Source organism: Chryseobacterium aahli, from assembly GCF_022699665.1.
GTDB classification, from domain to species: domain Bacteria; phylum Bacteroidota; class Bacteroidia; order Flavobacteriales; family Weeksellaceae; genus Chryseobacterium; species Chryseobacterium aahli.
On record NZ_JALDNB010000002.1, the window covers coordinates 181,829 to 195,383 of the forward strand.

Here is a 13,555-nt window from a genome sequence, read left to right on the forward strand (position 1 = left end):
CTTGGGAAACGATTTCTACAACGTATGTGGGGTATGCCATTCTTTTTTCTGAAGAATTCTTTAAAAATTCTGAACGTTCGGAGAGCCTTCAACAGTCGTCATTTTTTAAAATCGGTGGAACTCCTGTTTTGAAAATTACAGAAGAGCAAAGGATTTTCCTTAATACCGTTTTTCAGAAAATGATTAGCGAACAAGAAAGTAATTATATCTTTAAAGATGAGTTGATTAGGAATTACATCAGTCTCATCATTCACGAATCTCTGAAGATGGAACCTTCGGAAAATTACGAACAAAATAAAAATGCATCGTCAAGATTAACCTCTGTTTTTCTGGAATTATTGGAAAGACAATTTCCGATTGAAACCACTGCAAATCCTCTTCAATTAAGAACAGCGCAACATTATGCTCAGCATCTGAATGTGCACATCAATTATCTGAATCGTGCAGTAAAAGAAGTCACCGGAAAATCTACGACTTCGCATATTACCGAAAGAATCATTACAGAATCAAAAGCACTTTTGCAGCACACCGACTGGAGCATTTCCGAAATCGCTTATGCGCTAGGTTTCGAATATCCAACTTACTTTAATAATTTCTTTAAAAAACAAACAGGAACCAATCCTAAAGCTTTTCGGTTATCTGAAGTTTGATTTTCTTAACTTTTGGTTTGATAATCTTTAACGGCTTGCTTGTAAGTCGCAATACCTTTGTATCTGATAATCAAATCAATTTAAAATGTCAGATTCACAACTTATTTCAAATCCGGAATCCTTTCAAAAAGATATTTTCGAAAGGCTTTTAAACGGTGAAATTATACTTCCTGATGATTCTCAAATGTACAGATTGCGGGAAGAAGCTTTTGCTGTAAAAAAACTTCTCATTAAGATGAATAATTCTTCAAATCCTGATGAAATTGCAAAGCTGTTATCTCATATTTTAGACAAAAAAGTTCAGGATGTTGCCGTATTTACACCTATTTACATCAATTACGGAAAGCATATCAGCATCGGTAAAAATGTCTTCATCAATTTCGACTGTACCTTTCTTGCATTGGGCGGAATTACAATTGAAGACGATGTTTTAATTGGCCCGAAAGTCAGTCTCATTACCGAAAATCATCCATTAAATCCCAAAGAAAGAAAAGGTCTGATTTGCAAATCTATTCTTATCAAAAAAAATGCGTGGATTGGTGCTAATGCAACGATTTTGCCTGGCGTAACGATTGGTGAAAATGCAGTTGTTGCAGCTGGAGCAGTAGTTTCAAAAGATGTTCCCGATAATACCGTGGTTGGTGGAATTCCTGCAAAATTTATTAAATCAATTTAAATTAAAAATAAAATGAAAAAAGCATTAGCAATCGCAATGGTATTTCTGATTTCAGGATACTCATTTGCACAAAAAAAATCAAATTCAGAAAAAATGGATACATCAAAAGAACATTATACATTCCAATTAAGCGATAAAGTAACCCGTCAAAAAGTAAGTTTCAAAAACCGATACGGAATCACACTTTCTGGTGATTTATACCTTCCAAAAAATGTCGGAAACGAGAAATTATCTGCATTGGCAATCAGCGGACCATTCGGTGCAGTGAGACAACAGTCATCAGGATTATATGCCAATCAAATGGCGGAACGTGGCTTTGTTGTTTTGACGTTTGACCCATCTTACACGGGTGAAAGTGGAGGAGAACCAAGAAATGTAGCTTCTCCGGAAATTAACACTGAAGATTTCAGTGCGGCCATTGACTTTTAGGATTGCAGAAAAACGTCGATAGAAACAAAATCGGAATTATCGGTATTTGTGGTTTTGGCGGTTTTGCGTTAAATGCAACTGTGATTGATAAACGAGTGAAAGCTGTTGCCACGACAAGTTTGTATGATATGACGAGAGTAATGTCAAATGGGTATAATGATTCTGTAACACCCGAACAACGTACCAAAACTTTGGAAGACTTAAGTAAGCAAAGATGGAAAGATGCTGAAAAAGGAAAACCTGCCGACGGACCAAGAAATTTACCTGAAACATTGAAAGGCAATGAACCTCAGTTTGTAAAAGAATATTTCGATTATTACAGAACGCCGCGTGGTTTTCATGTCAATTCTGTTAACTCGAACGGAGCTTGGTTAATTACGAATCCGATAGCATTTATGAATATGCCGATTTTAAGTTATGTAAAAGAAATTTCGCCACGACCAATGCTTTTGATTGCCGGAGAAAACGCACATTCCAGATATTTCAGCGAAGATATTTTTAAAGTGGCAAATGAACCGAAAGAATTAATGATTATTCCAAACGCAGTTCATGTAGATTTGTATGATAAAGTGGATGTAATTCCTTTTGATAAATTGGAAAGTTTTTTTAGAGCAAATTTGAAATAATTTGTAAGAAATTAAAAGGTCTGTTTGCAATTTGCAGATAGACCTTTTTTGCTTTAATGAAATAATTAAAAAGAAATTCAGCAACAAGAAAATATTCAAAACTGAAAATGCTGTAGATTTGTTTCTAAGAATAATTTCCAAAGAAAAATAAAATATTGGATTCTCAGCGATTAGGAAATAGAAAATTCTGACAGCTTTTTTTATTAAAATCTTTTTGCAAGTTTCATAATAGAAAATTTATTTATAAACTGTGAATGGCTGATAAGATTAAAATTTAAAATAATAAAAATTGGATAAAGTCTAAAAATTTAGATTTTCAAAAATACTTTTTTTGACTGTAATTCAGATAGTTACGAATATTGAAAAATATTCTATTTAACATAATGTAAATTATAAGACTTTTTAATTTAGAGTGGAATAGTGGTTTTAGGATATTTTATATTTGTAAACTGACACTTTTCCTAAAAATAAAAAGTATACTGAAAACCATTCAGTATACTTTTTATTACTATGAATTATTAATCTTAATTAAACAATTCTATTTCTTCTCCTTTTGCAACAGGATATTCTTCAGTGAAGCATCCAAAACAATGATTCGAAGAACCTAAAATTACTTTTAAGTTCTCTGTACTCAAAAATTCTAAAGAATCTACTCCTAAATAATCTCTCAACTGTTCAGTCGACATATTTGCAGAAATCAAATCATCTTTTGATGGCGTATCAATTCCTAAATAACAAGGTGCAATAATTGGCGGAGAAACACTTCTAAAGTGAATTTCCTTTACACCAGCTTCTTTTAAAATTTTTACCAATCTTTTAGAAGTCGTTCCACGAACGATTGAATCATCGATGATTACGACTCTTTTTCCTTTAATCTCAGAAATAATCGGGTTTAGTTTTAAGTTAACTACCCTTTCTCTCATTTCCTGAGTCGGTACGATGAAACTTCTTCCGATGTATCTGTTTTTAATCAAAACCGGACGGAAAGGTATTCCAGAAGCCTTAGAAAAACCAATCGCAGCCGGAACTCCAGAGTCTGGAACTCCAATCACGATATCTGCTTCTACAGGAGCCTGTTCCCAGATTTTTTCACCAGATTTTTCTCTGATTTCGTACACATTGATATTCTGTAAAGTAGAATCGGGTCTTGCAAAATAAATATATTCAAAAGAACAGATTCTTTGCTTTCCTCTTTCTTCATTCACCATGTAAGAATTCAGTTTTCCGGGCTCATTTTCGTTGGTGTAAATGATTTCTCCTGGAAGAATATCTCTCACATATTGAGCGCCAACAGCGTCTAAAGCTACAGATTCTGAAGCAACTACATACGTTTTTTCGTCCACTGCACCCAAAACCAAAGGTCTGATTCCGTTGAAATCTCTGAATGCGAAAAATTTGTTTCTCGTCATTCCAACAACCGAATACGCACCTTCAATTTTCTCCATTGTCGCTTTAATTGCTCCACGAAGACCTAAATCAAGATTTTTTTGAATTAATCTTAAAATAACCTCAGAATCTGACGTGGCTCTGAAAACAACGCCTTCAGCTTCCAATTCTGTTTTTAATTCTCTCGCATTGGTTAAGTTACCGTTGTGAGCGATAGAAAGTATAATCTGGTCATATTCGTTTTTGGCGAAAAATGGCTGAAAATTATACTTCTTTTTGTCTCCTGCAGTCGTGTAACGGGTGTGACCGATTGCAGAATTTCCCATAAAAGTTTCAGGATCCTGGATCTCTTTATAAACATCCAAAACCAAACCTTCATCTTTCATATTGGTGATTTTTCCGTCTTTTAGAACAGAAATACCACAAGCTTCCTGACCTCTGTGCTGAAGCGCAAACAGCCCGAATTGTGAAAGAGAAAACGTATCAAGATCATTGTCAGAATACATTCCGAAGATACCACACTCCTCATTGGGAGCGTCCAGTCTTTCTTCTTCCTGCGTTCTGAAAAGATTTCTTCCGTAGGTTTGAGTCTCAAACTGTTTTAAATATTCACTTTTATGAATGTCTAAACTTTTCATTTCTATTTTTTCTAAATTAGAAGTTAGATGTTAGATTTTAGAAATTAGTCTAAGTTAACTTCAATTATAATTTTAAACTTGTCTTCAATGAATAAATCATTTTCTGTATCTCAGCTAAAAGTTCTTTTAAAGGAATTACTTTCGTTTCGGAAATAAAATTTAAATCTATTAATAATTGTAATTGAGTTTGTAGTTCGTAAGTGGAACCAAACGCAATCCCAAGAAATTGATAAAATTCGTTTTTGCTATTTCTTCCTGCTCCTTCTGCAATATTGGAAGGTATTGAAACGGCACATCTTCTGATTTGAGAAAGTAAGCCAAACTTTTCTTCATTTGGCAATTCGGCAGTAACCAAATAAACTTCTTTTACTAAAGTCATTGATTTACTCCAAACTTTTAAATCTTCAATTCGGTGCGATTTCATACTAAATTCTAATATCTAACTTCTAACTTCTCAAACTTTACTTATTAAGTAAAGTTTTCAGTCTGTTGTAAATCTCAACGTAAGCTTCAGTTACTTCACCAAGATCTCTTCTGAATCGGTCTTTATCCAGCTTCTTCATCGTGTCTTTGTCCCAAAGTCTGCAAGTATCAGGAGAAATTTCGTCTGCCAAAATGATTTCGCCGTCAGAAGTTTTTCCTAATTCAATTTTGAAATCAACTAAGATGATATTCATTTTGTCGAATAAATCGATCAAAATTTCATTAATATCAGAAGTCAATTCATACATTTCGTCAAGCTCTTCGTATGTTGCTGCTCCCAAGAAAACTGCGTGGTGATCGTTGATAAGCGGATCTCCCAATTCGTCTTTTTTGTAGCAGATATCGAAGATAGTTACCGGAGATTTAATTCCTTCTTCAACACCTAATCTTTGTGCCATACTTCCCGCAGAATAGTTTCTTACCACCATTTCCAAAGGAATAATAGATACTTTTTTTACCAATTGTTCTCTTTCGTCCAATTGCTTAATGAAATGAGTTTTAATCCCTTTTTCATTCAAATATTCAAAAATAAGAGTGGTGATGGCGTTATTCATTTCACCTTTCAAATCTACTGATCCTCTTTTTTGAGCGTTAAATGCTGTAGCATCGTCCTTGAAACGTACTACTACTTCGTCAGGATTATCGGTAGCAAATACCTGTTTTGCTTTACCTTCATACAACATTTCTTTCTTTTGACTCATAATTTTTACTTTTTTTAAAAGGAATTCGCGAATCTACGATTTCCGTTTCTGCATTAGATTTATATTATTTTACTTAATTAAAATTCCTGTTAAAACTGCCATTCCAAAGCTTAGCAATGTACCTATGAGCACATATTCTGTCAGTTTTCTTTGTTTTGCCTGAGCAAGATCGCTGAATCTGAAAACAGATTTTGCTGCGACCATAAATCCTACGCCTTCCCAATGATTAACCATGATAAATGTAAAAACCAAAAGACGTTCTAAGATTCCTATATATTTTCCGGCACTTGATAAAGATTCGGTCTGTAAACTGGTTTGTGTCTCCGGAGCGGGCGTCCATGAAGACAGTAAAGTTCTAATAATAATTGATGCAGGACTTGATAAAAACAATGCTGCGACAATTATTTTTAAAGTGTTTTGATCTTTTAAAAATTCAAAATTAAATTCATTAAAATAAAAAGAAACTCCTGCAATCACTGCAATATGCAAAAGCTGATCGATGAAAAACCATCTTTTTTTAGTTTTAATATTCTGAAAATAAAGCTTTGCGGAATCGATGATTAAATGTGAAATCCCCACCAATGCTGCAACCCACCATAATTCAAGATTCCAAAGAAAAATAAAACTTAACACGGTGTGAATCAGAACGTGAAGGTACAAATATTTGCTGTTCAGTTTTCTGTTTTCTTTATCTGAAACCCAAGAATTTGGCTGAAGAATAAAATCTCCGAGTAGATGTGCCAATATGAGTTGAGTAAATATCATGTTAAAGGTCTGAAATTTTCTTTCTAAAATATTGATTGGTTTCTACGATCAATTCGTAGTTTGCACGTTTCAGCCTTTGGCTGATCGATGATTGGGATATCGTAAATTTCTTGGCAAGATCTTCTTGTGTGATGTCATTATTCATGATCATTTCGTGGATGATTTCGGCTGTTGCCATCGTCCAGCTGTCAAAATCTTTTGAAGACCATTTAAGCAAAATATTGAGATCACGATCTAAAGAATCGTTGGAAGTTTTGATAGATACGGTGTGTCCGTCACTTTTAAGATCATTCAATAATCTCCCGGAATTTACATAAGCTGTACCGTTGGATTCCGTAATTTTTTCGGATGAAAAATTTTCTTCACCGATGCCTATGGCAATTCTTACATCTAAATTTTCCTGACTTCTGATAAGAGATTTGATGGCTAGAAAACGCCAGAACACGTCATCTATACTGCACTTAAACTGAAATTCGTCTCCTCTGTATATTTCCCATGTTTGTGGAGCACTTCCCCATTTTTCAAGAAGATTTTTTAGTTTGGTAATCCAAACTTCAGTGTCTGCATGTTGCGAATTAATAATATCACCCGTGATGACCGCTATCATTCTGCAAATATAAGCATAAATACTTATATGTAAAAATTATAAGCAGATACACTTATAGATATTAATTATTAGTGAATCTGCTTATATAAATGGTATGATATTTTTAATTTTATTTCTTAATAAACGGATAGACTTTCCCACCTAATTTAAGCATATAATTTCCTGACTGTAAATCACCTACAGAAATATTTTCTTTGTTTTTAAAAGGTTTTTTTTCTGTAAAAATTAGTTTTCCTGAAAAATCTAAAATCTGCGCTTCATCAATTTTTTGAAGATTTCCTTTCATATAAATATAATCACGAACCGGATTGGGATAAATTTTAAATTCTTCAGTATCAACATATAGGTCTTCTGAAGTAGAAAGTACGCCCAAATTTTGGCAGTAGTTTGCTGCATAAGAGTCCCAATCTCCACTGCTGAAAGTTATACTCGGCTGTGTTACGGTAGACTTTCTGTACAAAGAAAGATTTGCATTATTGTTTTGTACAGCCTTCATTCCAATTGCATCCAATGTTGAAGATTTGTATGCTAATTCTACATATTGAGTTCCCGAAAAATTCAAAGCATCACCCGCTGTCAGGAAATCTGCCCCATCATTTGTTACACAGGAAAGTGTCGCTTTTGGATTAAGGATGATGAAACTTTGATTGTTGGGAATTTTCCCTTCCAATTCAAAACTATTTCCATAATAATAACTCGGTGTTGGAGGGTTGCTATTGTAAAACTGAACTCTGATGCTATAATTGTTTAGATCAACTTCATGTCCGGTTTTGTTTACAATTTCTATAGCTTTATTATTATCTGTTCCTTCAATGTATTTGGTGACAAAAAGATCTTTAGAATTCGTGTCTGTAGCTAAAGTTGATACTGAAACTGTATTGCTATCGGCTGATTGTAAGTAAGCATTGTCGTATGCCCGAACTGTGAATGAATATGAGGCTGAGGGATTTAAATGATCAATAATAATCGAGGATGATTTTGTAGTAGTCAGATATGTTCCATTTTGATAAATGTTATATCCGATAACGTCAGTGCTGGTACTCGGCGACCATGTTAAATTTGTAAAATAGGCTCCTGTCTGCGTAGAGTTTAAATTTAAAGGAGCTTGCGGAGCAATAGTATCCGGAGTTTGCGCCCACATAGTATTTACCCATTGAGGATTGTCAACAAAAGGATTTCTGTTTTTCTGAATATTATATACAGCATTATTTCGGTCTATTTCTCTTTGTGAAACAGGATCTTGTTGATGCCATTGCAATAACATGGTGATGTACGCAGGATCAAAAGCACGTTCTGCTGTTCCGTCAAATGCAGAGCGGTCGATTGCAGGATTAATGTTGGTTGAATAGTTAAATGAAGGTAATTTATCTTCATATCTTACTGCAAAATACAGTAGCATTCTTGCAATATCACCTTTAAACTCATTAATGGGTTCGTACACTCTATTGGTATACACATAATTGGGAATTGCACTGTTAGCAATTTTAGATGTGTTTGTAAAAGAGTAATGAACTGTAGAATTTCCTATACCATAAGGATAATTATTACGTAACTGATTTATTCTTGCATCAGTAGGAATCACAAAGTGTAAATCAGAATACATAGGATAATTACTGTTAAATGTACTCTGAGGAATTGCGTGTTCCCTATTGTATCCCAAGCCTTCTGCTCCTGAAGAACTGATTAAGTTTGCAGATGTATACTCATAAGAATCTGGTCCCAAAGGAATTTCTGAGTAAATATCTAATAAAAAGTTAGTATTACTTGCACCATGATCATAATACTTATCTAGATCTGTTTGGTTATAATAGTTGGGCAAATCGCTATAATGCCAGTTCACGTTATTTGCTGAGATGATTTCGTGTACTTTACTTTTCAAGGTATATCCTGTCAAGCCTGTAGTTCCGTCATAATATCCTGCAGGAATTTGTGCAAAAGCATATGATGAAATTAAAAATATAGGAAGTAAAATTTTTTTCATTCTCTTAAAATTGGATGGCTAAATTAGTAAAATATTGTAATTTAGTGTATTGAACTTCATTAATAAAATGTTAATTTATAAAATATAAAAAACTGATAAATAAAACATTAGGCGAAAAATACTGATGGCATAATAATTTTTTTTAGTATTTCCGCAATTTAAGTATCTTTGGGCACTAACTATTATCTAATATGAATACAGAAACTATCAACAACATTAAAATGATAGCTGAAACAGCAAAAGAATTTGCTGAGAAAAATATCAGACCCAATATTATGGAATGGGACGAAAGTCAAACTTTTCCTAAAGAATTATTTCATCAATTAGGTGATATGGGTTTCATGGGAATTGTAATTCCTGAACAATACGGTGGTTCTGGTCTTGGTTATCATGAGTATGTGACTATTTTGGATGAGATTTCTCAGGTAGATCCTTCAATCGGACTTTCTGTAGCAGCTCACAACTCTCTTTGTACCAATCATATTTATGAGTTTGGAAACGAAGAGCAAAGAATGAAATGGCTTCCTCAGTTAGCTACCGGAAAAGTAATTGGAGCTTGGGGATTGACAGAGCACAATACAGGATCTGATTCTGGCGGAATGTCTACAACTGCTGTTAAAGATGGTGACGAATGGGTAATTAACGGAGCTAAAAACTTCATCACTCACGCAATTTCAGGTGACATCGCTGTTGTGATGACGAGAACAGGTGAAATTGGAGCTAAAAATAATTCAACCGCTTTCGTTCTTGAAAAAGGAATGGCTGGTTTTACTTCTGGTAAAAAAGAAAATAAATTAGGAATGCGTGCTTCAGAAACTGCAGAACTTATTTTTGATAATGTTCGTGTACCAGATTCTCACCGTTTGGGAGAAGTTGGTGAAGGTTTTAAGCAGGCAATGAAAATATTAGATGGAGGTAGAATTTCTATCGCTGCTTTAAGTCTAGGAACTGCAAGAGGAGCTTATAAAGCTGCTTTGAAATACGCTCAGGAAAGAAAACAGTTTGGGAAAGCAATTTCTGAATTTCAAGCAATCAACTTCATGTTGGCAGATATGGCTACGGAAATCGACGCTTCAGAATTGTTGATTCAAAGAGCTTCTACATTGAAAAATGCCAAACAGAAAATGACTAAAGAAGGTGCAATGGCAAAATTGTACGCATCTGAAGCTTGTGTTAGAATTTCTAATAACGCTGTACAGATTTTCGGAGGTTATGGTTATACAAAAGACTTCCCTGCTGAGAAATTCTACAGAGATTCTAAATTATGTACCATTGGAGAAGGAACTTCTGAAATCCAAAGATTGGTTATCGGTAGAGAGATTACTAAATAATTGATTATACTTGTATAAGAATAAGATAGCACATGCGTTTGTATGTGCTATTTTTATTCATAAAGGAATTAATTTGAATCATATTTAATGTAATGCATAATAATTTAAAGTGATTATCTAAATTATTCTTAAATTTTTTTGTTTTTCATAAAGAATATTTTATTAGCTTTGGTATTCCACAATCAAAATAATATTTTTTATGAAAAAACAACTATTTGTGATTGGAATGCTTTTTATCTCAGGCATTTCTTTCGCTCAGACTGATCGACTATGGTCTGAAGCTTCTTCAAAAACAAACTCAGAAGTTTTAGAAAACAAAACAAACATTCTTAATCCTAAAATTTATCAGCTTGATATCAACGGATTAAAAAACGCTCTTGCTAAAGCCCCAAAAAGATTAGCTTCGGGAGCAAAATCAGAAATTATTATTTCGTTTCCCAATTCTGACGGAAAATTAGAGAACTTTAAAGTAAGAGAAAATTCAAATTTTGATCCTCAACTAGCGGCAAAATATCCGGATATTAAATCTTACGTTGGCGAAGGTCTTGAAGATCCTAACTCTACGGTTTACTTCAGTATTTCTCCTCTGGGACTCTCTTCAATGGAAATTTATGGTGACAAATCGGCTGTTTTTATTGAACCTTACACAAAAGATCTTTCTTCTTATGTAGTCTATAAGAAATCGGATAAAAAAGATAACTTAAATACTTTTGAATGCACTGTTATCGATGTTGCTCAAAAAGGAATCAGCAGCACTACTCTTGCAGCAAGACCTAACGCAGATGATGCTAAATTAAGAACATTCCGATTGGCGCTTTCTTCAACAGGTGAATACACAACTTATTTCGGAGGAACAAAAGCACTCGCTTTAGCTGCAATGAATAATACGATGACCCGAGTAAACGGTGTTTTTGAAAAAGATTTTGCAGCAAGAATGGTTTTAATAGCCAATAATGATGCGGTAATTTATACAAGTGCGTCTTCAGATCCTTATTCTGCTGCTGCACAAATGAGCAACTGGAATTCTCAGCTTCAGTCAACTTTAACATCAGTTATTGGTGAAGCAAATTATGATGTAGGGCATTTATTTGGAGCTTCAGGAGGTGGCGGAAATGCTGGCTGTATCGGATGCGTTTGTGTAAATGGTTCGAAAGGTAGCGGATATACTTCCCCATCAGACGGAATCCCATCCGGTGATAATTTTGATATTGATTATGTTGCGCACGAATTAGGTCACCAATTTGGTGGTAATCACACTTTTTCACACGGAAATGAAGGAACCGGCGTGAATATGGAACCGGGCTCAGGCTCAACAATCATGGGTTATGCCGGAATTACGGCTCAGGATATTCAGCCGCATTCAGATTCTTTCTTTCATGCGATAAGTATTCAACAGATTACGAATAATATTAAAGCTAAAACCTGTCCGGTAAGCACTTCTACAGGAAATTCAATTCCAACTGCCGATGCTGGTTTAGATTATACCATTCCGAAAAGCACACCATTTATGCTGACAGGAACGGGAACTGATGCAAATGGAGATTCTTTAACCTATATCTGGGAGCAAGTTGACAACGCTTCATCTTCTCAAACAGGAGCAAGTTCTGCAGCAAGCGCAACAAAAGCAACAGGACCAACATTCAGATCTTGGACACCAACGACAACGCCTGTAAGATATTTCCCAAGAATGGCTTCTGTTTTAGCAGGTGCAACAACCACAGCTGGTTCAGAAATCAATGTCGAAGCACTTTCTTCTGTAGCAAGAGCTTTAAATTTCAGATTTACAGTTCGTGATAACAGAGCCGGAGGTTCCGGAAACAATTCTGACGATGCTAAAGTTACCGTGAATGCAACTGCAGGACCCTTCATTATTACTTCACAAGGTACAGCGACAACTTACGCAGGAGGAAGCTCACAAAACATAACTTGGAACGTAGCCGGAACAACTGCAAATGGTGTCAACGCAGCCAATGTAGATATTCTTTGGTCGACAAATTCTGGGACAACCTGGACTACTTTGTTGGCTGGAACTCCAAATGACGGTTCTCAGGCGGTAGTAATTCCGAATGTTACGACAACGACAGGAAGAATTATGGTAAAAGGAAGCAACCACATTTTCTTTGATGTCAATAATGTTAATATTTCAGTAAATGCAGGATCCGGAAGCACAGATACAGTTGCTCCTACTGCTCCTACTCTTTCAGCCTCAGGAACAACTTCTACAACCACCAATCTTTCTTGGTCTGGCGCAACAGATGCTGTAGGCGTTACGGGTTATGATGTTTATCAGGGTTCTTCATTGATTGGAAATACTGCTTCTACAACTTATACTGTAACGAGTTTGACTCCTTCTACAACGTATAGCTTTACTGTACGAGCTAAAGATGCAGCAGGAAATATTTCTACAGCAAGCAATACGGCAACAGTAACTACACTTGCGGGAAGCACTGTTACTTATTGTACGGCAACCGCTACGAATACTGCAGATGAAAGAATTGGAAATGTAACATTTGGAAGCATCAATAATACTTCGACAGGAACTGCCGGATACGAAAACTTCACTTCTATTTCAACAAATGTAACCACAGGAACTGCAAATGCAATTTCTATCACTCCGGTTTGGACGTCAACTAAATATAATGAAGCGTACGCAGTTTATATTGATTATAATAAAGACGGTGATTTTACAGACAGCGGAGAATTGGTTTGGACAAAAACAGGTTCACAAACTACTCCTGTAACAGGTTCAATCACGATTCCTTCAACAGCAACGCTAGGAAGTACGAGAATGAGAGTAATGATGCAGTATAATTCTGTTCCTTCATCATCTTGCGGATCTTACACTTATGGGCAGGTTGAAGATTATACTTTAAATATTCTTTCATCAGGAAGAGGAAATGATTTTGATGCCAAAAATGTATTGACTGATATTAAATTATATCCAAATCCTGTAAGAGACATTTTAAATGTTTCAAATACGAATGCAGAAGATTATAAAATCTTCGATATGGGTGGAAAACTAATCAACTCAGGAAAACTCGAAAGAGGCACAGTGAATGTAAGCAGCCTTACCGCAGGAGCATACACGATCCAGATTGGAGAAATCTCAAAAAGATTTATCAAAAATTAACCATTGAAAAATTAAACGTGGAAAGGCTGTTCGCAAAGGAACAGCTTTTTTTGTTGTTAAATCTTAAGACAATTATTTTATTGCTTTGGATAAAATAGAATAATGATCATGAAATACCCAAAATGGAATATACCATATTCATGGTATGGTTT

The 13,555-nt window shown here is 34.9% G+C and carries 10 protein-coding genes and 1 pseudogene; 5 read left to right on the forward strand and 6 right to left on the reverse strand.

What is annotated here, in order from left to right:
• The first annotated feature begins 26 nt into the window (after positions 1–26).
• The 3 genes and pseudogenes from MQX03_RS03140 (at position 27) to MQX03_RS03150 (ending at position 2,381) form a co-directional block, all read left to right on the forward strand.
• On the forward strand, positions 27–650 hold the full coding sequence (locus tag MQX03_RS03140; RefSeq protein WP_317224549.1) for a helix-turn-helix domain-containing protein: 624 nt from the start codon (positions 27–29) through the stop codon (positions 648–650).
• An 85-nt stretch (positions 651–735) separates the two neighbouring features.
• On the forward strand, positions 736–1,326 hold the full coding sequence (locus MQX03_RS03145; protein WP_242801422.1) for a DapH/DapD/GlmU-related protein: 591 nt from the start codon (positions 736–738) through the stop codon (positions 1,324–1,326).
• Between the two features lie 36 nt (positions 1,327–1,362).
• Positions 1,363–2,381 (forward strand): annotated as a pseudogene (locus MQX03_RS03150) (alpha/beta hydrolase).
• Positions 2,382–2,905: 524 nt separating this feature from the next.
• On the opposite strand, the gene purF reads toward MQX03_RS03150, so the two are convergent.
• From purF to MQX03_RS03180, 6 genes are all read right to left on the reverse strand, one after another.
• A complete protein-coding gene (purF, locus tag MQX03_RS03155) occupies positions 2,906–4,405 on the reverse strand; it encodes an amidophosphoribosyltransferase (RefSeq protein WP_242801424.1) in 1,500 nt (499 codons plus the stop codon).
• A gap of 64 nt (positions 4,406–4,469) precedes the next feature.
• Entirely contained in the window at positions 4,470–4,829 is a 360-nt protein-coding gene (locus tag MQX03_RS03160) for a four helix bundle protein (RefSeq protein ID WP_242801426.1), read from the reverse strand.
• Between the two features lie 37 nt (positions 4,830–4,866).
• On the reverse strand, positions 4,867–5,589 hold the full coding sequence (purC, locus tag MQX03_RS03165) for a phosphoribosylaminoimidazolesuccinocarboxamide synthase (RefSeq protein WP_242801429.1): 723 nt from the start codon (positions 5,587–5,589) through the stop codon (positions 4,867–4,869).
• Between the two features lie 69 nt (positions 5,590–5,658).
• Complete coding sequence (locus MQX03_RS03170) at positions 5,659–6,354, reverse strand: DUF3307 domain-containing protein (RefSeq protein WP_242801431.1); 696 nt, start codon at positions 6,352–6,354, stop codon at positions 5,659–5,661.
• Between the two features lies 1 nt (position 6,355).
• Complete coding sequence (locus tag MQX03_RS03175) at positions 6,356–6,961, reverse strand: SatD family protein (RefSeq protein WP_242801432.1); 606 nt, start codon at positions 6,959–6,961, stop codon at positions 6,356–6,358.
• 109 nt (positions 6,962–7,070) lie between these two features.
• Entirely contained in the window at positions 7,071–8,942 is a 1,872-nt protein-coding gene (locus tag MQX03_RS03180; RefSeq protein WP_242801434.1) for an endonuclease, read from the reverse strand.
• Positions 8,943–9,133: 191 nt separating this feature from the next.
• On the opposite strand from MQX03_RS03180, the gene MQX03_RS03185 reads away from it, so the two are divergent.
• Complete coding sequence (locus tag MQX03_RS03185; protein ID WP_242801437.1) at positions 9,134–10,273, forward strand: acyl-CoA dehydrogenase family protein; 1,140 nt, start codon at positions 9,134–9,136, stop codon at positions 10,271–10,273.
• Between the two features lie 199 nt (positions 10,274–10,472).
• The gene (locus MQX03_RS03190) at positions 10,473–13,403 is read left to right on the forward strand and encodes a reprolysin-like metallopeptidase (protein WP_242801439.1); all 2,931 of its coding nucleotides are present in this window, start codon (positions 10,473–10,475) and stop codon (positions 13,401–13,403) included.
• Positions 13,404–13,555: the final 152 nt, after the last annotated feature.

Coding starts and splice junctions, on each gene's coding strand:
- MQX03_RS03190 (WP_242801439.1), top strand. CDS start 10,473: ATGAAAAAACAACTATTTGTGATTGGAATGCTTTTTATCTCAGGCATT.
- MQX03_RS03180 (WP_242801434.1), bottom strand. CDS start 8,942: ATGAAAAAAATTTTACTTCCTATATTTTTAATTTCATCATATGCTTTT.
- MQX03_RS03160 (WP_242801426.1), bottom strand. CDS start 4,829: ATGAAATCGCACCGAATTGAAGATTTAAAAGTTTGGAGTAAATCAATG.
- MQX03_RS03185 (WP_242801437.1), top strand. CDS start 9,134: ATGAATACAGAAACTATCAACAACATTAAAATGATAGCTGAAACAGCA.
- MQX03_RS03170 (WP_242801431.1), bottom strand. CDS start 6,354: ATGATATTTACTCAACTCATATTGGCACATCTACTCGGAGATTTTATT.
- MQX03_RS03145 (WP_242801422.1), top strand. CDS start 736: ATGTCAGATTCACAACTTATTTCAAATCCGGAATCCTTTCAAAAAGAT.
- purC (WP_242801429.1), bottom strand. CDS start 5,589: ATGAGTCAAAAGAAAGAAATGTTGTATGAAGGTAAAGCAAAACAGGTA.
- MQX03_RS03175 (WP_242801432.1), bottom strand. CDS start 6,961: ATGATAGCGGTCATCACGGGTGATATTATTAATTCGCAACATGCAGAC.
- purF (WP_242801424.1), bottom strand. CDS start 4,405: ATGAAAAGTTTAGACATTCATAAAAGTGAATATTTAAAACAGTTTGAG.